At 70.6% G+C, this 21,280-nt stretch carries 16 protein-coding genes and 1 tRNA gene; 6 read left to right on the top strand and 11 right to left on the bottom strand.

Annotated elements, in window-relative coordinates:
• Positions 1-160: 160 nt before the first annotated feature.
• Positions 161-1,183 (top strand): glycosyltransferase, encoded by a 1,023-nt coding sequence (locus tag ACSDR0_RS22830; RefSeq protein WP_435290899.1) that lies wholly within the window; start codon positions 161-163, stop codon positions 1,181-1,183.
• A gap of 68 nt (positions 1,184-1,251) precedes the next feature.
• On the opposite strand, the gene ACSDR0_RS22825 is transcribed toward ACSDR0_RS22830, so the two are convergent.
• A complete protein-coding gene (locus ACSDR0_RS22825; RefSeq protein ID WP_435290898.1) occupies positions 1,252-2,448 on the bottom strand; it encodes a DUF4192 domain-containing protein in 1,197 nt (398 codons plus the stop codon).
• A complete protein-coding gene (locus ACSDR0_RS22820; protein ID WP_435290897.1) occupies positions 2,426-2,554 on the bottom strand; it encodes a hypothetical protein in 129 nt (42 codons plus the stop codon). Before ACSDR0_RS22820 ends, ACSDR0_RS22825 begins: the two co-directional genes overlap by 23 nt.
• Before the next feature lie 391 nt (positions 2,555-2,945).
• Here ACSDR0_RS22820 and ACSDR0_RS22815 point away from each other — a divergent pair, with 391 nt between their 5' ends.
• On the top strand, positions 2,946-3,257 hold the full coding sequence (locus tag ACSDR0_RS22815; protein WP_435290896.1) for a hypothetical protein: 312 nt from the start codon (positions 2,946-2,948) through the stop codon (positions 3,255-3,257).
• Between the two features lie 38 nt (positions 3,258-3,295).
• Here ACSDR0_RS22815 and ACSDR0_RS22810 read toward each other — a convergent pair whose 3' ends face one another.
• From ACSDR0_RS22810 to ACSDR0_RS22795, 4 genes are all read right to left on the bottom strand, one after another.
• Complete coding sequence (locus tag ACSDR0_RS22810; protein ID WP_435290895.1) at positions 3,296-4,096, bottom strand: EI24 domain-containing protein; 801 nt, start codon at positions 4,094-4,096, stop codon at positions 3,296-3,298.
• A gap of 255 nt (positions 4,097-4,351) precedes the next feature.
• Complete coding sequence (locus ACSDR0_RS22805) at positions 4,352-4,945, bottom strand: Maf family protein (protein WP_435290894.1); 594 nt, start codon at positions 4,943-4,945, stop codon at positions 4,352-4,354.
• A 191-nt stretch (positions 4,946-5,136) separates the two neighbouring features.
• The gene (ftsH, locus tag ACSDR0_RS22800; RefSeq protein WP_435290893.1) at positions 5,137-7,158 is read right to left on the bottom strand and encodes an ATP-dependent zinc metalloprotease FtsH; all 2,022 of its coding nucleotides are present in this window, start codon (positions 7,156-7,158) and stop codon (positions 5,137-5,139) included.
• Between the two features lie 234 nt (positions 7,159-7,392).
• Positions 7,393-8,328: a hypothetical protein gene (locus ACSDR0_RS22795; RefSeq protein WP_435290892.1), complete on the bottom strand. Its 936-nt coding sequence runs from the start codon at positions 8,326-8,328 to the stop codon at positions 7,393-7,395.
• 267 nt (positions 8,329-8,595) lie between these two features.
• On the opposite strand from ACSDR0_RS22795, the gene ACSDR0_RS22790 reads away from it, so the two are divergent.
• Positions 8,596-9,606: a DUF3616 domain-containing protein gene (locus ACSDR0_RS22790; RefSeq protein WP_435290891.1), complete on the top strand. Its 1,011-nt coding sequence runs from the start codon at positions 8,596-8,598 to the stop codon at positions 9,604-9,606.
• Between the two features lie 85 nt (positions 9,607-9,691).
• Here ACSDR0_RS22790 and ACSDR0_RS22785 read toward each other — a convergent pair whose 3' ends face one another.
• Positions 9,692-10,432, bottom strand: a complete 741-nt coding sequence (locus tag ACSDR0_RS22785) for a peptidyl-tRNA hydrolase (protein WP_435290890.1) — start codon at positions 10,430-10,432, stop codon at positions 9,692-9,694.
• Positions 10,429-11,751 carry an MFS transporter gene (locus ACSDR0_RS22780; RefSeq protein WP_435290889.1) on the bottom strand — a complete coding sequence of 441 codons (1,323 nt, stop codon included), beginning with the start codon at positions 11,749-11,751 and terminating at the stop codon, positions 10,429-10,431. The genes ACSDR0_RS22785 and ACSDR0_RS22780 overlap by 4 nt, the downstream gene beginning before the upstream one ends.
• 298 nt (positions 11,752-12,049) lie before the next feature.
• Between ACSDR0_RS22780 and ACSDR0_RS22775 the strand changes: the two genes are divergently transcribed.
• The 3 genes from ACSDR0_RS22775 (at position 12,050) to ACSDR0_RS22765 (ending at position 18,582) form a co-directional block, all read left to right on the top strand.
• The gene (locus ACSDR0_RS22775; protein ID WP_435290888.1) at positions 12,050-13,786 is read left to right on the top strand and encodes an ABC transporter family substrate-binding protein; all 1,737 of its coding nucleotides are present in this window, start codon (positions 12,050-12,052) and stop codon (positions 13,784-13,786) included.
• Positions 13,787-13,866: 80 nt separating this feature from the next.
• Positions 13,867-14,259 carry a DUF3224 domain-containing protein gene (locus ACSDR0_RS22770; RefSeq protein ID WP_435290887.1) on the top strand — a complete coding sequence of 131 codons (393 nt, stop codon included), beginning with the start codon at positions 13,867-13,869 and terminating at the stop codon, positions 14,257-14,259.
• A gap of 678 nt (positions 14,260-14,937) precedes the next feature.
• Positions 14,938-18,582, top strand: coding sequence for a CARDB domain-containing protein (locus ACSDR0_RS22765; RefSeq protein WP_435290886.1), 3,645 nt, complete (start codon positions 14,938-14,940; stop codon positions 18,580-18,582).
• Between the two features lie 223 nt (positions 18,583-18,805).
• On the opposite strand, the gene ACSDR0_RS22760 is transcribed toward ACSDR0_RS22765, so the two are convergent.
• From ACSDR0_RS22760 to ACSDR0_RS22750, 3 genes are all read right to left on the bottom strand, one after another.
• Positions 18,806-18,878, bottom strand: a tRNA-Ala gene (locus tag ACSDR0_RS22760).
• A gap of 199 nt (positions 18,879-19,077) precedes the next feature.
• A complete protein-coding gene (locus tag ACSDR0_RS22755; protein ID WP_435290885.1) occupies positions 19,078-20,619 on the bottom strand; it encodes a YfbK domain-containing protein in 1,542 nt (513 codons plus the stop codon).
• Between the two features lie 99 nt (positions 20,620-20,718).
• Entirely contained in the window at positions 20,719-21,252 is a 534-nt protein-coding gene (locus tag ACSDR0_RS22750; RefSeq protein ID WP_435290884.1) for a TIGR03086 family metal-binding protein, read from the bottom strand.
• Positions 21,253-21,280: the final 28 nt, after the last annotated feature.

Here is a 21,280-nt window from a genome sequence, read left to right as displayed (position 1 = left end):
AGACAAGCCGTCACGGCTAGCGTGGGTCGGAGGCAAGGCGGTCTGGGGCCGGGCGACGAGCCACGGCCGACTGATCGAGGACCCACCAGAGCAGCCCGCCCTGTCATCGGCCAACACCTGGCGGTTCGGAAAGAGCGGCCTTCAGCCAATGGAGCGACCCATGAATCGAGAACGCCCCCTAGTCTCGGTCATCATCCCCAGCTTCAACCGATCCCACGTGTTACGCCTGTGCCTGCGCGCGCTGGAGAAGCAGACCTACTCGCCCATCGAGGTCATCGTGGTGGACGACTGCGGCACCGAGGACGCGGCGGAGGTGGCGAGGTCGATGGGCGTCACCGTGCTGCGCACCGAGGTCAACAGCGGGGCGTCGACCGCGCGCAACCTCGGCGCGGAGCACTCCCACGGCGAGATCCTGCTCTTCCAGGACGGCGACATCGCCCTCGACCCGGACGCCGTCGAGAACGCGGTGAACATCCTCCAGGCCGAGCCCAGGCTGGGTGCCCTGGGAGGCATCCTGCACCCCGAGCCTCTGGCGGCCCAGACCCTCCCCGCGCAGTATCGCGCGCTGCAGATGTATCACTGGTGGATGCCGACCGACCGTCCGACCCTTGAGCTGCACGCGGCCGTGCTCGCCGTGTCGGCCGAGGTGTTCAAGGAGATCGGCCCCTTCAACCCACACCTGAGCGACACGGTGTCCGCGGACTATCGCTCCCGGCTGATGCGGAAAGACTACGAGGTGCGGATCACCGCCGCCGTCTGCGGCCGGGCCGACCACGACTCCACGCTGCGGATGATCCTGAGCAAGGTGTTCCGGCGCGCACGGGTGAGCGCGCGGGAGTGGACCCGGGGCGAGACGCCGGGCGACTCCGTGCCGCGTGCGTTCGGCGGGGTCCTGCTGGTCGCCGCCGTACCGGCGGCTTTGCTGCCACTGCTGGTCGGCCCCGTCGGCGCCCTCGTGTCGCCGCTGCTCGTCGCCGCCGCCGTGGTGCTCGACGGCAGCACCTACCGGCGGGTGTTCGCCCGCCGGGGCCTCCTCTTCGGCCTCTACTTCAGTGCCGTCCACCTTCTGGTCACCCTCGTGGGAGCGACGGGAGCGGGAGTCGGCGTGCTCCAGCGTGTCCTGCAGAGAGGACGGCCGGAGGTTTCCTGGGTCCCCCAGACCGGTGACCTGAAGAATCGATGACGCACCGGCGTGAGGGCTGAGCCGGGGAGCCCGGCCACCCCTCGTGACCGGAACCTGGGAGACCCCGGTCATCCGGTGACACGGGACCACGAAGAACCGGCGGCCGCCTCGCGCCCGGGGCCGCCGGACCCCTCCAGCAGCGCGGCCATCGGGAGCAGCCAGGCCATCCGGGGGCTGCCCATCTCCTGATCGAGCTCCTCGGGGCTGGGCATCCTGTCGTTGAGCACGTGGGGCGGGACCAGATGGTGGATCGCGTGCGCGAGCAGGTTGGCCATCGAATATCCGGGGTCGGCCTCGTGCGCCCGCGCGAGGGCGACGCCCGCCAGCGCGGAGTCTCCCCGCCGCCAGGCGACCAGGCCGAGCAACGAGGCCGCCGGAGGCACGAACCTCGGCTCCAGCCTCCGGGTGAGGTCGTGCCAGAGCTTGAGATGCGCGTCGTGGTTTTCCTCGGTGACCAGCGCCCACGCCTCGTCACGGATCCTGATCACCGCCAGGTCGAGCCCCAGCCTGGCCGCCTGGTCCTCGCCGAGCCGCCCTCCCGAGGCGTAGGTGACGATCGCCTCGCGAACCCTGGCCATGCCGTCCGCGACGAACTCCGCCGCGAACCCGTCGGCGTCGCGGCATCCGGCGAGCCTGCCGCGCAGCTCCTCCGCGAGGCGGCCCGTCGCCTCGCGGATGGCCTCTCGCGCGGGCCCGGTGACCGGGTCGAGCGAGCGCTCCAGGGTCTGCCTGTCCGGCAGGGCGACCAGACCGTGCAGGATCGCCTCGGCCGCGACCGCACTGGCCCGCCGCTCGTACGGCATGCCGTCGGCCGAGCAGCAGTCGGTCCGCGAGCACCCGTACGACCAGTAGCGGCCGCCTTCCACCCGGAGCGCGTCGACGACGGTGAGACCGCTCCGGCGGAACAGCGCCACGGCCTCGTCGACGGCCGGGGTCACCAGCGGGCCGGAGCCGTAACCGACCACGACGACCTGGGTGACGCCCTCTTTCCCGAAGAGCGGGGCGATCTGGCCGAGACCGCCGGAGCCCAGGGGCAGGTCCCACCGGACGGTGAGGTGCAGCCTGCTCCTGGGCGGACCGCCCGTGAGGCCGATGACGACGAGGCTGTCGGCGGGGTGAAACCCCAGCAGGTACGGAACGGCGCCCAGGACGTCTTCCGTGGAGCCGAGCAGGAGCCGGGGCGGCGAAAAACTCGGCGGAGAGGACGCGCCGGGCCAGACCGGGAGCGCCGAGGGCGACTGCTCAGGCGAGACCGGAGACGCCAAGGGTGACGACTCTGGCGGGACCGGAGACCGAGAGGACGGCGCTTCGGGCGAGGCCGGAGACGGTGGCGGCGACGGCTCGGGCGAGACCGGGGACGCTGAGGGCCACGGCTCGGGTGAGACCGGGGGCCGGGAGGACGAGGCCGGGGGCCGGGACGACGAGGGCTCGGGCGAGGCCGGGCTGTCTGGTGTCATGCCCCGAAGCCTCGCCGGAACCGGACCGTCATCCCCGCACCGAACCCCTTTCTGTGGACAGAGCCCGCGACTGTCCACAGGCGAGGGGTCGCGTCCACGGGCGGGGAATCGGGGCGGCGGGATATTGACGCCCTCTCCCGGCCGGATTACTTTTTCTTAAAAGAAAGTTTCCTAAGAGTAATCGCGCCGGCCCGCCACGGCGGGTTCGCCGGACACGATCACCGGCCCATGGTCCGCCGCAGCTGTACGGACTCCCGAAACGGCCGGCCTCGCATGACACCCGCCCCCGTACGAGGAGTCCACAGATGATCGCGAGAAGATGGGCCGCGGCGGCCTGCGCCACCGGGTTGCTGACCGCGGGGCTGATGACCGGGACGGCCTCCAGCGCCTCCGCCGCGCCGGAGGGCTGCGGTTACCAGGTCAACGCGCAGGAGAGGTGGGCCTCCAGCTTCTGCGCCACCGGCACGGGCGAGCACCGCATCAGGGTGCTGCAGAAGCACTTCCTGGCCGAGGTCGGCTATATCCCGATCATCGGCCCGTGGCAGCCCGCCGGGACCGTCTCGTTCACCACCATCACCCCTCACACGATCGTCAGCACCTGGGTCGAGACGCGCTGACGGCCGGGTCGCCCCCTTCCGGGGACCGCGGGAACTTCTCAGGCACCCCTGTCGATGCGCGGGCTTCCGCCCGTCCTTCCCATCGGGAGGACGGGCGGCGCCAGGCGGGTGCGGACCATGATGGCCGCACCGGCCACGGCGGCGGGCATCGCGACCACCGCGACGAACGGGATGAGGAAGAGCAGGAAGAGCAGGACCCCGAAGCCGAGCGCGGGGGCCTTGTTCCCCCTGATCAGGCCGAAGCGGCTCTTGCGCGCCAGTCCCCTGCGCTCGAGGGCCAGCGTGGTCAGCTCGATCGTGAGGAAGAAGCCCGAGACCAGGGCGCCCAGGACCGGCACCACCGTCTGCCCGATCACCGGCACGAAACCGAGGAAGAACAGCGGGATCGTGAACAGCAACAGCCATCCGAGGGTGATCAGGCTGTCCCTGATGGATCGGGGGATCGACTTCCACAGCGGAAGGTCGTAGCCGGTCGGCACCTCCCCGTAGGTCTCCTCCACCTTCTCGGAGAGCTTCTCGTAGAAGGGATCGCCCAGGATGAGGGTGATCGCCGTGAAGGTCACCACCGACAGGATCACCCCGGCGACGAAGAGCGCCAGCCCGACCAGCGCCCGCAGCGCGTTCCGCGCCGCCTCGCCCCATCCGTCGGCGAACGGCGTGCCCCAGGCGGCGATGTCCAGCGCGTTCGTGCCGAGGAAGTAGAGGCCGGTCGCGTAGAGGGCGAACGCGATCAGAGCCGGGATCAACCCGAACAGCCACCAGCGCGGGTTTCGCGCGACCCAGCGCAGTCCCTGGAAGAAGAACCCGATGCCGTCCACAAAGGAGCGGAAATGACCCATGACGGAAGATTATCGGGATCGGGCCTCCCCCGGGGAGGGTGCGCGCACGGCGGCACCGGGCACGCCGCCGGACGTACGGAACGGGAGACACCGCCGGACGTACGTGCGGGGCACGTCAGAGGACGCACAGGGCAGGACAGGGCGGGAGACGCCCGAGGAACGCCTCCCAAGGGCCGGGAACGGAGACGCCGTGGAACGCGCGAGACGGCGGCCCGTCAGAAGGGCGCTTCCGCGGCCGGAGGCTCGCGCCAGACGTCAGGGACGCTGCCAGAGGCTGGGAACGGAGACCCCGAGCGCGCCGAAGAGGCGGCGGAGCAGGGGCAGGGAGATGCCCAGGACGTTGCCGTGGTCGCCGTCGATGCCGTCGACGAACCAGCCGCCGCGACCGTCCAGTGTGAAGGCCCCGGCGACGTGGAGGGGCTCGCCGGTGGCGACGTAGGCGGCGATCTCGTCGTCTCCGGCGGTGCCGAAGCGCACGACCGTCGCGCCCACCTCCGCCACCTCGCGCCCGTCGGCGGCGTCGATGACGCAGTGGCCGGTGAGCAGGCGGCCCTCGCGTCCGCGCATGTCGCGCCAGCGGGCGACGGCCTCCTCGGGCGAGGACGGCTTGCCGTAGGCCCGGCCGTCGAGTTCGAGCACCGAGTCGCAGCCGATCACCAGCCCGCCGGTCAGCCCACCGGCGACCACGCTCGCCTTCGCGCGGGCCAGCGCGAGGCAGAGCTCGCTCGGGCTGTCGGCGGTGATGGCGTCCTCGTCCACACCGCTGACGATCACCTTGGGATCGAGTCCGGCGCTGCGGAGCAGGGCGAGGCGGGCGGGAGAGGCTGAGGCGAGGACGATCTGGGTCACGGCGACCGAGCCTAGCGCGGCTCTCCCCGTCCCCCTGCCACGGGCGGGGCGTCCGGTCGAAAAAAGCGCGGCGAAAGCCAGGCGTGAGGCGGAGTCGTTCGATCGGGAGAGGCGGGGCGAAAACCAGGCGTGAGGCGGAGACATCCAGTCGGAAGAGACGGGGCGTCCGGCCGGAAGGAGCGCGGCGGAGGTCAGGCGTGAGGCGGGGGTGGGAGCCGCGGAGGCGGCTCCGAGGAAGGAGGTCCGGGAGCGGTGTTCCGCGAAAGCCCGGCGGCGGCGTAGGCCTCGGCCTCGCCCAGGGTCTCGTTCTCCAGCAGGGCCGCGACGATGCCGTCCAGGCGGCTCCGGTTCTCCCCCAGGACGGACCGGGCGACCTCGTAGCACTCGTCCACGATGCGCCGTACCTCCTGGTCCACCGCGAAGAGGGTGTCCGGGGCGGCGGTGGGCTGGCCGTCGGCGACACCGGGCAGGACGGCCAGCGGGCCGATCCTGGTGGACATGCCCCAGCGTCCGACCATTCCGCGGGCGATCACGGTGACCTGCTCCAGGTCGTTCTCCGAGCCCGTGGTGATCACGCCGTAGACGACCTGCTCGGCCGCCATGCCGCCGAGGGCTCCGACGATCCGGTCTCGCAGGTATTTCTCGTCGTAGGCGTACCGGTCGGTGTCGGGCGTGGAGAGCGTGACGCCGAGTGCCCGCCCGCGCGGGATGATCGAGACCTTCCTCACCGGATCGGCGCCCGGCTGGAGCATGCCGAGCAGCGCGTGGCCCGCCTCGTGGTACGCGGTGCGCCTCCGCTCGTCCTGCGGGATCACGACGGTGCGGGCCGCGCCGAGCAGGATCTTCTCCAGCGCGTCGGCGAGGTCGGAGGCGTGGACCGTGTCGTTGCCCCGCTTGGCGGCGAGCAGCGCGGACTCGTTGACCAGGTTGGCCAGATCGGCGCCCGTCATGCCGGGGGTGGTCCTGGCGAGCCGTTCCAGGTCCACGTCGCCGGCGAGCGGCACGCCCCGGCTGTGGACCCGCAGGATCGCCAGCCGCCCCTCGGCGTCCGGCGCGGACACCACGACGGTACGGTCGAAGCGGCCGGGACGCAGCAGCGCGGGGTCGAGGACCTCCGCCCGGTTGGAGGCGGCGATCACGATGACGCCCTCGGAGCCGGTGAAGCCGTCCATCTCGGTGAGGATCTGGTTCAGGGTCTGCTCGCGCTCGTCGTGGCCGCCGATGGTGCTGCCGCCCCTGACCCTGCCGATCGCGTCGATCTCGTCGATGAAGATGATCGACGGGGCGACCTTGCGGGCCTCGTCGAACAGCTCGCGCACCCGCGAGGCCCCGACCCCCACGATCATCTCGATGAACTCCGAGGCGCTCGCCGAGAAGAAGGGCACGTCGGCCTCCCCCGCCACGGCGCGGGCGAGGAGGGTCTTGCCGGTGCCGGGCGGCCCGGCGAGCAGCACACCCTTGGGCAGCTTCGCCCCCAGCCTCCGGTACTTGTCGGGATCCTTGAGGTAGTCGACCACCTCGGCGACCTCGTTCTGGACCTCGTCGATGCCCGCGACGTCGTTGAAGTCGACCCGGACCTTGGCCGGTTCCACCGGCGTGGCCGCCTTGGACCTGCCGAGGCCGCCGAGACCCCCAAGCCCTCCGAGGCCGCCCGTCCCGCCGCCCATCGCACCGGACGCCGCGCGCCGTACGAGCCAGATCCACAGGCCGGCCAGCAGCAGGACCGGGAGCAGGGACAGCAGGAGGTTCAACAGGAAGTCGCCGCCCCCGACGGGTTCGGCCCTGATGTTCACGCCCGTCGCGAGGAGCCGCCGGTAGAGCTCCGCCCTGTCGGCGAAGATCGGCATTTCCGTGGAGAACTTCTCGTACGTGACATTCCCGCTGTCGGGATCGCGGGCGGGCTTCCTGAGGGTGCCCTCGATGGAGGTGCCCGTGGCGTAGATGTCCTTGAGGTTCCCCGCCTGGACCTGCTGGGTGAACTGGGTGTAGGAGATCGGCTCGGTGGTCTCTCCGAAGAACGAGGAGACGATGACGAAGCCCGCGTAGACGATGACCATGGTCATCAGGAAGCGCACCCAGTTGAATCTCGGGCGCCGCGGGGTGGAGCCCCCGTCGTCGGGCAGGCCCTCGGACCGCCAGGGCTTGGACCCGCTCTCCTCGCCGGGCGTGTCGGGGCCGGACCCCTTACGCTCCTGAGACGCCGGTCGGCTCACGACTTCCCCCTCGACGACTCGGGGAGCCGGGCCGGACGGGCCTCCCGAAGGCGCGTCCGGGAGGTCCGGCTCGGTCCGGGCCCTCGGAACCGGAGCCGCCGCCGCGGGAGAGCCGAGCTCCACGCCCGGCGAGCGGGCGGGAGGTCGCCGCGCGTGCGGCGGAGCGGCCGACCGTGAAATTCCCCCGAGTTTCACCAGGTCACACGGACAAGGCGATTCCTGCCCAGGTGGGGATCACTTCAATCGGAGGGAGGAGACCGCGGTGTTGATGGTGCGCCAGTACTTGCTCTGGACGTCGGGGATCGTCGCGAAAAGCATCGCGGGCTTGGCACCGGGGACATCGGTCACGGCGACGGCGGCCATGGAGGAGCGCGCCTTGCCCTTCAGCTTGTACTTCACCCGGTAGGCCAGCAGCCAGCCGTCCTTGATCGGCTGCGAGGCGGTCCAGGTGATCTTGCCGCCCTTGGGGTGGTGGTTGAGCGTCCACCGGGCGGCCAGCAGCGCGGTGTCCTTCGCCTTCTTCTGCACCAGGATCGGCACCGGGCAACTCACGACCATCGCCCGGTGAGCGGCTCCCTTGGCCTTCGGCAGCACCTGCTTGGTGGAGAACGGCGACGCGCCGAAGACCTTCCAGGGCTTGCCCAGGCGGATCAGCGACACGCCCGACTTGCCGTCCTGGACGCGGCGCTTGCTCTTGTCCGCCTTGCCGGAGAGGCGGCCGAGCCGCTTGTCGCGCGGCAGATCGGGCACCCGGGAGTCGGCGAGCGCCGCGATGACGGCGCTGCGGTCGGGCGCGGGCTCGGATCCGTCGGGCGCCGAGGAGGGGGCGGCCGTCTCGGAAGGGCTCGCCGAGGCCGACGCCGAGGGGGACGCCTGCGCCGACTGCGTCGCGGAGGCCTGCGCGGAGGCCTCCGTGGACGCCTGCTCCGACGCCGAGGCGGACGGCTCCGTCACCGGGGCGGACGGCTCCGCCGAGCCTGGACCGGGCGAGGGTGGCGCGGCAGATGGCGCGGCGATCTGCCCCGTCTTTCCCCCACCCGGTTGATCTGAGGAGCTCGAGGAGACGAAGCCGACCACCGCCGCGGCCGCGGCCACGATCACCGCGACGCCCACGGCCAGGATGCGGTAGATCACGCGCATCGGCAGGTCGCCGATGCGGGACCGCTTCACCGGGGAATCCGGCAGCTTCGGGGGGCTCTCTGCCACGATTTTCGGCATCTCCGACGTGGCCGCCTCGGCGGTCGCGTATGTCGGCGCGGGACCCGTCTCCCGGGTCCCCTGAGTCCCACCCAACCCATCGAGCACGATCGGGAGCGTACGACAAATCCGGTTTTCTCGCGCGGGATCCCCATCACACTTCGGGAACGAGTACCTTCCTCCCCCTTGCGTGAAACACCCTGCGACCCCTTGCGTGAAACACCCTGCGATGATTCCAGGATGTTCGTGGAACGCCAGGTGGAGCTCAGGTTCGACGTCTCCTCACGCGAGGCGAGGACGCACACCAATCTGTCGGCCGTGCGCACCGACGCCCTGGGGCTCTGGCTGGCCGGTGACGAGACCGCCACCGTCGAGCATCTGGCGTTCCGCGCCGGGCGCTACGACGACCAGCGCACCTTCTACCTCGCCGATTTCGTGGACCTGCCCGCCGGGCGCGACGAGGAGGCCGACATCGAGGGTCTGGGCCGGGCGGACGGCTGGCTCTGGGCGATCGGGTCGCACAGCCTCAAGCGCAGGCGGATCAAGAAGGGGCATCCGCCGCACAAGGCCCGCCGCCGCCTCGGCAGCGTGGTGCGCGAGGAGAACCGCTACATCCTCGTACGGCTGCCGCTCGTCGGCGCCACCCCGGTCCGCGAGGACGGCTCCCGCAGGGCGGAGATCCTGGCGGGCCCCGGCCGGAACCTGGCCGACCTGCTGGCGGACGATCCGCACCTCGCCCCCTTCGTGGCGATTCCCAGCAAGGACAACGGGCTGGACATCGAGGGCATCGCCATGCTCGACGGCCGCCTTTTCGTCGGGCTGCGCGGCCCGGTGCTGCGCGGCTGGGCCGTGCTGATGGAGATCCGGCCGGAGAGCGACCCCCGGCGTCCCGGCAACCTGAGGCTCGCCCCCATCGACGGCAGGCCGTACCGGACGCACTTCCTGAACCTCGGGGGGCTCGGCATCCGCGACATGTGCCCGTACCAGGGCGGGCTGCTGATCCTCGCCGGGCCGACCATGAGCCTGGACGGCCCGGTCCGGGTGCTGCGCTGGGAGCCGGAGAACGAGCCTTCGGTGGGGCACGAGCTGGATCTCGTCGGCGACCTGCCGCACGGGAACGGGAACGACCACCCGGAGGGGATCACCGTGCTCGACGGTGATCGCCTCCTGGTGGTTTACGACAGCCCGTCGGAGGCACGGCTCACCCCCGAGGGCGGCGTGCTCGCCGACATCGTCAGGATGCCCCGCTGACCGCTCGCCCCCGGAGCCCGGCCACCGGCCGTTCCCGCTCGAACGCCGGCGTCCCCCTGTCGATCACCCGCCGATCACCCGGCCGTCACCGGCCGCCCCCGCGCAGCCACGGGGCATCCGCGACGACCGTGCGGGAGCCGGGCTCGATCTCGGTGAACCCGGCGTCCCTGACCACCGGCAGGCCCGAGGCGACCAGCCCGGCCCACGCGGCGGGGTCGGCGGTCCGCACGGAGACCGCCAGGCCCTTGTCCCGCCACGCCCTCCTGGTGTCGTTCCCGCTCGCCTGCCAGGCGAGCTGGGCGGCGTGCCCGGCCTGGGCCATGGCCTTGCCCGCCGACATCGTCAGCCCCGGGTTGAGCCAGAGCACCACGTCTCCCGGCGGTCCCGGTGCGGAGGAGTCGGCGAGTTCGGTACCGGAGACCTGAAGCCTGGAGAGGTCCTTGGGCCAGCCGTCAAGCGGGACCGGCGGGTGGACGCGGACCTCGGCGGTGCCGGAGGTGACGGTGACACCGGGCAGATCGAGCACCCTGCGCCACTCCGCCCCGCGCGCCCGCCGGACGACCTTCCTGAACCGGCTGCCGTCCCAGGCCCCCACCGCCTCCGCCCACTCGCCGTCGTCGAGGGCGCGCGGGTCGTCGAGCAGCGCCAGCACGGCCAGGGCCGCCGCCTCCAGGGCGTCGGTCCGCTCGGGCGGCGCGGAGCGCTCGATCCGCACCACGAGCGGGAGGACTCTCCTGTCCCAGTCCCGGTCCCTGTCCCCGCCGTCGCCGCCGTTCCCGCCGTCGCCGTTCTCGTGTCCCTCGACTTGCCCGCCTCGTTCTCTCACGCCTTCAAGGATGCCTGCTCCTGCGTGGTGGACTCCCCGGTGACGGTCTTCCCGGCGATGGACTTCCTGGTGATGACGACCGACATGACGGCGGCGGCGAGGCAGAGGAAGCCCGCGGCGTACCAGGCGAGGTCGTAGGCGCCGAAGTGGTCGCGGGTGACGCCCGCGGCGACCGCGGCGATCGCGGCGCCGACCTGGTGGGAGGCGAAGACCCAGCCGAACACCACGGCCCCGTCGGGACCGTAGATCTGGCGGCACAGGGCGACGGTCGGCGGGACCGTGGCCACCCAGTCGAGGCCGTAGAAGATGATGAAGACGAGCATGCTGGGCTCGGCGGTGGCCCCGAACAGGCTCGGCAGGGCCATCAGCGACAGGCCGCGCAGCCCGTAGTAGGCGCCGAGGAGGATGCGCGAGTCCACCTTGTCGCTCAGCCAGCCGGACGCGACGGTACCGACCACGTCGAAGATCCCGACCAGGGCGAGCAGCCCCGCGGCGGTCGGCTCGGCCATGCCGTGGTCATGGGCCGCGGGGATGAAGTGGGTGCCCACCAGGCCGTTGGTGCTCATCCCGCAGATCGCGAACCCCCCGGCGAGCAGCCAGAAGGGACGCGTGCGCGCCGCGCTCCGCAGCACGCCGAGGGCGCGCGAGGCGGCACCCCCGGCCCGCGCGGGCCGGACGGCCGGGGGCGCGTCGGGATCGGCGCCCAGGGCGGTGGTGCCGACGTCCTCGGGCCGGTCGCGCAGCAGGAACCAGACCAGCGGGACCACGGCGAGGGCGGCGACGGCGACCGTGACGGCGGCCGACCGCCAGCCCCTGTCCGCCGCCAGGTGGGCGAGAAGGGGCAGGAAGACGAGTTGCCCGGTGGCGCCGCCCGCGGTGAGCACGCCGGTGACGAGGCCGCGGTGGCGGACGAACCAGCGTTCGGTGAGGGTGGCGGCGAAGACCAGGGCCATCGAGCCGGTACCGAGGCCGACCAGGACGCCCCAGCACAGGACGAGCTGCCAGGGGGCGTTCATCAAGATGGTGAACCCGCTGCCCGCGGCCACCAGCAGCAGCGCGTACGTCACCACCCTGCGCATGCCGAAGCGGTCCATGAGGGCGGCGGCGAAGGGGGCGGTGAGCCCGTAGAGCATGAGGTTGACCGAGACGGCCAGCGAGATCGTCCCCCTGGACCAGCCGAACTCCTCCTGGAGCGGTGTGATCAGCACGCCGGGCGTCGCCCGGAACCCGGCCGCGCCGAGGATGGCCACGAACGCGACTCCCGCCACGATCCAGGCGCGGTGCAGCTTACGTTCGGGCGCCCGAAGTGTCGTTGTCATGCGCTCCATAATCGAGGTGGGCATGCCGGTCCACGAGTGGCCCGAGTGCCAATAACCGCAAGGATCAGGCCAGATCAGTCCCGCTCGTGACGCGAATCCGGGAGATCGCCGTCTCACGTATTGGGTGAATTCGCTCAAAGGTTATGTTTTTTCTATTCTCCTCATCTGAGGGTCTCGCGCCCGGGCACGGTCACGGGGAGGCGCGATGCCCGTCCCGGGCCCCTCCCGGCCGCGAGAAGCGACGATGCTCGACCGGCACGGGGGCCACCGGGGACCGGGCGATCGAAGGGGTGGTGCCGTGTTCCACGCACGAAGGCCGGGAAGGTTCCTGGCGCTGCTCGCGGGTGGCGCGCTCCTGCTGGGCGCCTGCGCGGACACCGGCCCTGCGGACGGCCCCTCGGCCTCCGGCTCGGACTCGGCCCCGCCGAGCGAGACCATCACCTACGCGTACGAGCAGGAGTTCCACTCCTACAACAACAACACCACCGCGGAGAACGCCACGCGCAACGCCGCCCCCCTGCAGCGGGTGCTGACGGGCTTCTGGTTCTACGGCGACAAGGGCGCGATCACCCCCGACAAGGACTTCGGGACGTACGAGAAGGTCTCCGACGACCCGCTGAGCGTCAAGTACACCATCAGCGACAAGGCGGTCTGGTCGGACGGCGTCCCGATCGACTGCGACGACGTGATGCTGTGGTGGGCCTTCCGATCCGGCAAGGTCAGGGGCTTCGCCTCCGCCGACACCACCGGCCTGCGGGACACCCGGGTCCCCGGCTGCGAGAAGGGCGGCAGGGAGTTCACCCTGGTCTACGACAAGCCGTTCGCGGACTGGGTGGCGGGAGGTCCCGGCGCGACCGAGATGATGCCCGCCCATGTGATCGCCAAGCAGGACGGCCTGTCCGAGGAGGACTTCATCGCGGCGGTCAAAAAGGCCGACTCGAAGAGGATCGAGAAGGGCATCACGTTCTTCAACGACGGCTGGGTCTCCGAGGGCAGGCTGCCCGACGCCGAGCTGATCCCGTCCTCGGGGCCGTACAAGCTCTCCAAGCTGGACGCCGGGCAGCGGCTGACCCTGGTCGCCAACGACAGGTGGTGGGGCACCCCCGCCGCGACCCCGACGATCGTCGAGCGCTTCATCACCCTCGACGAGCAGGCCCAGGCGCTGCAGAACCGCGAGGTCCAGATCGTCGAGCCGCAGCCGGGGCCCGACGTGCTCAAGCAGTTGCAGTCGCTGCGGGGCGTGGAGGTCGGCGTCTTCGAGAAGTACACCTACGAACACCTCGACTTCAACTTCGACTCCAGCCCGTTCAGGGACAGGAGGCTGCGCGAGGCGTTCGCCAGGTGCGTGCCCAGGCAGCTCATCGTCGACACCCTGATCGGGCCCGTCTCGCCCGCCGCCAAGCCCCTGGAGGTCCGTACCGTGGCCCCCTTCCAGGCCAACAGCGCCGCGGTCGTCGCGGCCAGCGGCAGCGCGGGCCTGTACGCGCGGCAGGACATCGCGGGCGCCAAGGCACTGTTGCGGAAGGCGGGCAGGACGGGCCTGCAGGTCAGCATCGGCTACCAGACCCCGAACCCGCGCCGTACCGCGGCGGTCCAGCTCATCATCGACTCCTGCAACAAGGCCGGTTTCAAGGTCGTCGACAAGGGCTCCGAGGACTTCCTCGGCACCGTGATGCCGAGCAACGGCTACGACGTGGCCCTGTTCGCCTGGTCGGGTTCCACCCTGGTCAGCGGCTGGGCCTCCAACTTCACCTCGCCCGGAAGGTGCGACGCCCAGAACAAGGGCAACAACAACGGCTGCTACTCCAGCAGGCAGGTCGACCGCCTCATCACGGAGCTGAACTCGACGGTGGACCTGGCGGCCCAGAACCCGATCATCGGCGCGATCGAGAAGAGGCTCTGGAGCGACCTGGCCACCATCCCGCTGTTCCAGCACCCGGGCCTCAGCGCGTGGGACGAGACGCTCCAGAACGTCGTCCCCAACCCCGCGCAGTCGACCATCACCTGGAACATGGACAAATGGAGGCTGTCGTAGGAGGTCCGTATCTGACATCAGCTGTCAGGTACGGTCGCCAGGATTGGGCGCAAGACCCGGAATTCCACAAGGGAGCCCACATGCCTCGCGCCGCAGGAACCTTCACCATCGACGGCTGGGAGCCGCAGCCCTACGACGAGGCCGAGGGCGCCACGCTCTCGCGCGTCCACATCACCAAGACCTTCGAGGGCGACCTGGTCGGCACCAGCACCACCGACATCATCACCGCGATCCCCCAGGTCGAGACATCGGCGGCCTACGTGGGCTTCGAGCGCTTCACCGGCACCGCGCACGGCCGCAAGGGCACCTTCGTGCTCCACCACACGGCGGGGGGTCACGCCGGGAAGTCGGCGCTGAGCTGGACGATCCTTCCCGACTCCGGCACCGGCGAGCTGCTGGGCATCCGGGGCGGCGGCCAGATCACCAACGACGACGGCGCCCACTCCTTCCACCTCGACTACGAACTGGGCTGAGAACTGGGCTGAGAACGACCACCCCCGCGCGCCGGCGGACGGCAGGCGACGCGCGGGGGTGATCTCTCCTCCCCCGGCACTCACGAACCGCCGCTCACATCTCGCGCCCGCGGAGCGGCGACAACGAACCGGTGTCCACATCTCGCGTCCACGGACCGGCGCCCGCACCCGGCACCCACGGACCGGCGTCGACATCTTGCGCTCACGGCCCGGCGCTCACGGCTCGGCGCCCGCACCCGGCACCCACGCGCCGGTGTCGACATCTTGCGTCCACGGCTCGGCGATCACGGCCCGGTGTCCACCGCCCGGTAATCCGCGACCCGGTGTTTACAGGCCGGCGCTCACATCTTGCGTACGCGAACCGGCGCTCACAGCCCGGCCGCTCGTACCCAGCGCCCGCACCCCGGCGTCAACGGTCGTTTTGACCTCTTGTCACATCTCACGTCGGGCCAGTTGAGAAAGCTGCTTCCCAGCCGTTGACGTGACCGTAGCACGTATGTAACATTTGGCCAACGTCATGCAAGAATATTGCAAACTCCTGTTCATTTTCTTGCTATCGCTCGCAACTCTCCAGGGATGCACTGCGTCGTGCACCTGCCCCCCATTACGTGTGCGGTGAAGGCCCCCTTGCCTTCACGCCTCGGCCCTGCCGTGCCTGACGAGAGAAGAAGAACGCGAATGAAAATGCTGTACAGACCGTTACGGCTGGTGGCGACCATGGTCGCCACCGGCTTACTACTCGTCGTGGGGTCGGTCGTCCCGGCCTCCGCCGCAGCCGGACCCAATCTGTCGCCGGGCAAGGCGACCCAGGCGAGCAGCACCACGGGCGGCCAACCGGTGTCCGCCATCAACGACGGAGACCAGGCCACCTACTGGGAAAGCGCCAACAACAGCTTCCCGCAGTGGGCGCGGATCGATCTCGGCACCGCGACGAGCGTCGACCAGATCGTCCTGAAGCTGCCCCCGCCGGCCGTCTGGCAGACCCGCACCCAGACGCTCTCGGTCCAGGGCGGCGCTGACGGCAACACCTTCAGCACGGTGGTGGCCTCGGCGAACTACACGTTCAACCCCGCGACCGGCAACACGGTCACGATCAACTTCGGTGCCGCGACCCACCGCTACTGGCGCGTCAACATCACCGCCAACACCGGCTGGCCCGCCGCGCAGATCTCCGAGTTCGAGATCTACGGTGCCGCCACCGGTGGTGACAACGAGAACCCGTCGGCCCCCGGCAACCTCGCCTTCACCCAGCCGGCCACCGGACAGATCAGGCTGGCCTGGAACGCCTCCACCGACAACGTGGGCGTCACCGGGTACGACATCTACGCCAACAACCAGCTGCGGGGCAGCGTCGGCAACGTGCTGACCTACACCGACAACCAGCCGGCGTCGGCGACCGTGACGTACTTCGTGCGGGCCAAGGACGCGGCGGGCAACCAGTCGGCCAACAGCAACTCCGTGACCCGCAACGGCACCGGCGACCCCGGCTCGAACCTGGCGATCGGCAAGGAGATCGTCGCGTCCGGCCACGTGCACTCGTTCGTCGCGGCGAACGCGAACGACAACAACCTGGCCACCTACTGGGAGGCCAACTCCGGCGCGTTCCCGAACACGCTGACCGCCAAGCTCGGCGCCAACGCCGGCGTCAGCTCGGTCGTGGTGAAGCTCAACCCCGACTCCGCGTGGGGCACCCGTACGCAGAACATCCAGGTCCTGGGCCGTGAGCAGAACGCCACGGGCTACACCAACCTGGTGTCGGCGCAGAACTACACGTTCAACCCGGCCTCCGGCGGCAACTCGGTGACGATCAGCTTCAGCGCCACCGTCGCCGACGTACAGCTGAGGTTCACCAGCAACAGCGGCGCGCCCGGCGGGCAGGTCGCCGAGTTCCAGGTCTTCGGCGTCCCCGCGCCGAACCCCGACCTCACGGTCACGAACCTCTCGTGGACCCCGGCGTCCCCGAGCGAGGCCAGCGCGATCACGCTGTCGGCCACGGTCAGGAACGCGGGCAACGCCGCCTCCCCCGCGGACAGCGTCAACCTCAACCTCGACGGCACCCTTGTCGGCACCGTCGCCATCCCCGCCCTGGCCGCCAACGCCACGGCCACGGTGACCCACAACATCGGCACCCGCGGCGAGGGCAGCTACACGGTCAGCGCCAGGGTGGACGCGGACAACACGGTCTTCGAGCAGAACGAGGGCAACAACACCCTCACCGCCTCGTCGCCGCTGGTGGTCGCACAGGCTCCCGGCCCCGACCTGCAGGTCCTCGGCGTCACCTCCAACCCGCAGAACCCGGCCGTCGGCGCGCCGGTCACGTTCACCGTGGCGGTGAAGAACCGGGGAACCGCCGCGTCGGGCGCGACCACGGTCACCCGCGTGGTGGTGGGCGGCACCACGCTCAACGGCAGCACCGCGTCGATCGCCGCGGGCGCGACGGCCAACGTGGCCGTCAGCGGAAGCTGGACCGCCACCAGCGGCGGCGCCACCATCACCGCCACCGCCGACGCGACCAACACCGTCACCGAGACCAACGAGAACAACAACACGTTCTCCCAGTCGATCGTGGTCGGGCGCGGAGCGGCCGTCCCGTGGGTCGAGTACGAGGCCGAGGCCGCCAACTACCAGGGCACCCTGCTGGAGGCCGACCCGCTCCGCACCTTCGGGCACACCAACTTCGCCACCGAGTCCTCGGGCCGCAAGTCGGTGCGGCTGAACAGCACCGGGCAGTTCGTCGAGTTCACCTCGACCAGCGCCGCCAACTCGATCGTGGTGCGCAACTCCATCCCCGACGCGGCGGGTGGCGGTGGCATCGAGGCCAGCATCAGCCTCTACATCAACGGAACCTTCTCCAGGAAGCTGACCCTCTCGTCGCGCCACAGCTGGCTGTACGGGAACACCGACGGCCCCGAGGCGCTGACGAACACCCCCCAGGCCGACGCCCGGCGGTTGTTCGACGAGTCGAACGCGCTGCTCTCGCAGAGCTACCCGGCCGGCACCAAGTTCAAGCTGCAGCGTGACGCGGGCGACACGGCCTCGTTCTACATCATCGACCTGATCGACCTGGAGCAGGTGGCGCCGGCGGCGAGCCAGCCGGCCGGTTGCACCTCGATCACGAACTACGGCGCGGTGCCCAACGACGGTCTCGACGACACGGCCGCCATCCAGCGGGCGGTGACGGACGACCAGAACGGCGTCATCAGCTGCGTGTGGATCCCGGCGGGCCAGTGGCGCCAGGAGCAGAAGATCCTCACCGACGACCCGCTGAACCGGGGTCAGTGGAACCAGGTGGGCATCAGCAACGTCACGATCCGCGGCGCGGGCATGTGGCACTCCCAGCTGTACACCCTGACCGAGCCGCAGGACGTGGTGGGCGGCATCAACCACCCGCACGAGGGCAACTTCGGCTTCGACATCGACAGCAACACCCAGATCTCCGACATCGCCATCTTCGGCTCGGGCCGCATTCGCGGCGGGGACGGCAACGACGAGGGCGGGGTGGGCCTGAACGGCCGGTTCGGCGAGAACACCAAGATCACTAACGTGTGGATCGAGCACGCCAACGTGGGTGCCTGGGTCGGCCGTGACTACGACAACATCCCGGCTCTGTGGGGCCCCGGCGACAACCTGCTGTTCAGCGGCATGCGTATCCGCAACACCTACGCCGACGGCATCAATTTCACCAACGGCACGCGGAACTCGCGGGTGTTCAACTCCTCGTTCCGCACCACCGGCGACGACGCCCTGGCGATCTGGGCCAACCAGGCGGTGAAGGACCGGGTCGTCGACAACACCCACGACAACCACTTCGTCAACAACACCATCCAGCTGCCCTGGCGGGCGAACGGCATCGCGATCTACGGCGGCTACGACAACTCGGCCGAGAACAACCTGATCTACGACACCATGAACTACCCGGCCATCATGCTGGCGACCGACCACAGCCCCCTGCCCTTCTCGGGGACCACGTTGCTCGCCAACAACGGGATCTACCGCAGTGGCGGCGTCTTCTGGAACGAGGACCAGGAGTTCGGCGCGATCACGTTGTTCCCGCAGGCCAGTGACATCCCCGGTGTCACCATCCGCGACACCGACATCTACGACTCGACCTACGACGGCATCCAGTTCAAGACGGGCGGCGGCAACATGCCGAACGTCGCGATCACCAACGTGAAGATCGACAAGTCCAACAACGGCGCCGGCATCCTGGCCATGAGCGGCGCCCGCGGCAACGCGATCCTGTCGAACGTGACCATCACCAACTCGGCCGACGGCAACATCGTGAGGCAGCCGGGGACGACCTTCGTGATCACCGGCAACTGACCCTTCCGACAACCACTCCGGCCTGAGCCCTCCCCCGGGCCGGACACCTGAAAAACGACCGGCCATGAGCGTGCCCCCGCAAAAACACCGGGGGGCACGCTCATGGCCGGTCTCATCGATCCCGGTGGATCCCACCGAGCACCGCGATCTCCCGCGTGAACGACGAAGGGGCCCGCCGGAAGCAGGCTTTCTACCTGCGAACAGCGGACCCCAGTCACCGAAGTGGAGCTATGGGGATTCGAACCCCAGACCTCCTCCATGCCATGGAGGCGCGCTACCAGCTGCGCCATAGCCCCTCGGGTGTTAACCGATGTCGCCGGGCCAGGCCCGGCGACCACGCCAGTGTATAGGAAATCACCCCGCACCCTGTAACCGTCGCGGCTCCGCCCAAGATCCGGTCACCGGTGCGGAACCGGCGGCGCGGGCCGCCCGGAGGGCCGGCTCCCGGCTCGCGGGGAACCGGCCCACCCGATCATGATGTGCGCGTGCGGACGCCTACCGGAGCGACGTGGCCTTCTCGATCAGCTCGGCGAGCTCGGTCACCGTGGGGTCCTCGGTCGACGCGGCCAGGCGGGTGGCGTGGGCGACGAGGTCGCCGGGCGCGGCTCCGGCGACCCTCTCCCCGGTGCGGAGATACTCGGCGAAGCCCGCGGCCACCACGTCGACCTGGAACCTGGGCGTGGGTCCCTCCCACGGCGAGGCCGCCAGGTCTCCCGCCGCGAGGGAACGGGCGGCTTCCCCGGGGTCGCGGGTGTCGGGGTCCTGCCAGCGTACGGTGGCGGTGGCCAGCTGGCCTGACGCTCCTTCGCGCAGCCGGACCTCGTACAGGGCCGTCACCGAGTGGCCGGGGCCGACCTCGCCGCCGTCCTTGGTGTCGTCGCGGAAGTCCTCGGTCGCGATCTGCCGGTTCTCGTAGCCGATCAGGCGGTAGGACTCCACGGCCGAGGGGTTGAACACGACCTGCGCCTTGGCGTCGCGGGCGCGCAGGTCGATGTTGGTGGCGAGCTGCTCGACGAAGACCTTGCGCGCGTCGTCGACGGAGCTGACGTAGACCGCGGCGCCGTCGCCGTTGTCGGCGAGCTGTTCCATCAGCTCGTCGCCGTAGTCGCGGCCGACGCCGACGCACAGCAGGGTGATCTTCTTGGCCGCGGCCTCCTCGACCCGGTCGAGGATGCCCTGCCAGGTGGTGTCACCGACATTGGCCAGACCGTCGGAGAGCAGGATGACGCGGTTGACGGCCACCGGCCTGAAACTCGCCGCGGCCTCGGCGTAACCGTCGGTCAGCCCGGCCTCCAGGTTCGTCGACTGCTGCACGGCGAGGCGTTCGACGGCGGCGTGGAGCTTTTCCCTGTCGGTCGCCGGGGTCATGGAGAGGACGACGTCCGCCTCGTCGCTGAAGGCCACGAGGGAGACCCGGTCGCCGGGCCCGAGCTGGTCGATGAGCTTGTGCAGGGCCTCCCTGACCAGGTCGAGCCTGCCGGGTTCGCCCATCGAGCCGGACACGTCCACCACGAAGGTGAGGTTCGCCGGGCGCCGGGCCTCCGCGCTCGCCCTCCGGGTCTGCAGGCCGACGCGGAGCAGCGCGGTGCCGTTCCCCGGCGTGCGGGCGCCGTCCATGTGCACGGTGAACCCGTCGTCCTCGGGCTCCGCGTAGTCCTGCGCGAAGGAGTTGACGAACTCCTCCGGCCTGACCTGGTCCGCCTCCGGCAGCCTGCCCTCGGCGAGGGTCCGTTTGCTGTAGCCGTACGAGGCGGTGTCCACGTCGAGGGCGAAGGTGGAGATCTGTTCGGCGGAGGTGTCGCGCCGCCGGGTGACCTCGGCCTGGGGGGCCTCGCTCCCGGCGGTGGCCCGGGCCCCGGACTCGGCGGTGGCCTGGTCCCCGGCCTCGGGGGCGGCGTCCGGGGGCATGGACGGGACCGCCCTTCCGGATTCGGGCATCGGCCGGCCGGCGGATTCGCCGCCGCTCGAGCCGCCGCAGGCGGCGGCGAACATCACGGCGAGCGCGGCGAGGGCGATGGCGAGCGGACGTGACTTCATGTCGCCTCCTAGGGATGCGTGTCATCCCCTACGACGAAGGCTTCCTCCCTCCCGCCGGGAGCTTGACCCAAGCGAGCGCAAACCGTGTTCGGCGCGTGATCAGGGTTTCCAGGCCGGGTCCCGCCCGCTGAGCCCGAGCGCCCGCTCGAACGGCGAGGCGTCCTCCGCCACGGCCACCTCCTCCCCGAACACCCCCATCAGCCGTCCCCGCGGCGCCATACCCTCGACGAAGGCGGCCACGGCCTCGCCGGTCGCGGCGTCCACCGTGTAGTCCTGGCCGGTGGCCCTGGCCAGGTCCCAGCCGTGGATCGCCGTGTCGCCCAGCACCATCTGGAGCACCGCGGCCATGGGCATCCCCATGGTGGGGCTGGTCCCCTCGGTCACCCCGGGTTCGGACCAGGCGGCGAGCATCGCGGCGGCCCGGTCCGCGAAGGGGGCGTGATCGGCGTCCTGCGGCGGCGGCTGCTCGCGGCGGGCCAGCGCCTCGAACATCGCGGCCGTCCAGGCCAGGTGGCCGAGCAGCTCCCGTACGTCGAAGCCGTCGCAGGGGGTGGGCAGGTCCAGCTGGTCGTCGCGGACACCGCGGGCGACGGCCGCCGTACCGGCGACGGTGCGTGACAGCATCTCGTTCATGGCGGCCATGCTGTCGAGCCGGACTCAC

Origin of the sequence: Streptosporangium sp. G11 (assembly GCF_051192615.1) — a bacterium.
Classification (GTDB): domain Bacteria; phylum Actinomycetota; class Actinomycetes; order Streptosporangiales; family Streptosporangiaceae; genus Streptosporangium.
Note: the sequence above shows the minus strand (reverse complement) of the source record. Positions and strands in the feature narration are given on the sequence as shown.

Coding starts and splice junctions, on each gene's coding strand:
- ACSDR0_RS22830 (WP_435290899.1), top strand. CDS start 161: ATGAATCGAGAACGCCCCCTAGTCTCGGTCATCATCCCCAGCTTCAAC.
- ACSDR0_RS22815 (WP_435290896.1), top strand. CDS start 2,946: ATGATCGCGAGAAGATGGGCCGCGGCGGCCTGCGCCACCGGGTTGCTG.
- ACSDR0_RS22810 (WP_435290895.1), bottom strand. CDS start 4,096: ATGGGTCATTTCCGCTCCTTTGTGGACGGCATCGGGTTCTTCTTCCAG.
- ACSDR0_RS22790 (WP_435290891.1), top strand. CDS start 8,596: ATGTTCGTGGAACGCCAGGTGGAGCTCAGGTTCGACGTCTCCTCACGC.
- ACSDR0_RS22780 (WP_435290889.1), bottom strand. CDS start 11,751: ATGACAACGACACTTCGGGCGCCCGAACGTAAGCTGCACCGCGCCTGG.
- ACSDR0_RS22770 (WP_435290887.1), top strand. CDS start 13,867: ATGCCTCGCGCCGCAGGAACCTTCACCATCGACGGCTGGGAGCCGCAG.
- ACSDR0_RS22765 (WP_435290886.1), top strand. CDS start 14,938: ATGAAAATGCTGTACAGACCGTTACGGCTGGTGGCGACCATGGTCGCC.
- ACSDR0_RS22755 (WP_435290885.1), bottom strand. CDS start 20,619: ATGAAGTCACGTCCGCTCGCCATCGCCCTCGCCGCGCTCGCCGTGATG.
- ACSDR0_RS22750 (WP_435290884.1), bottom strand. CDS start 21,252: ATGAACGAGATGCTGTCACGCACCGTCGCCGGTACGGCGGCCGTCGCC.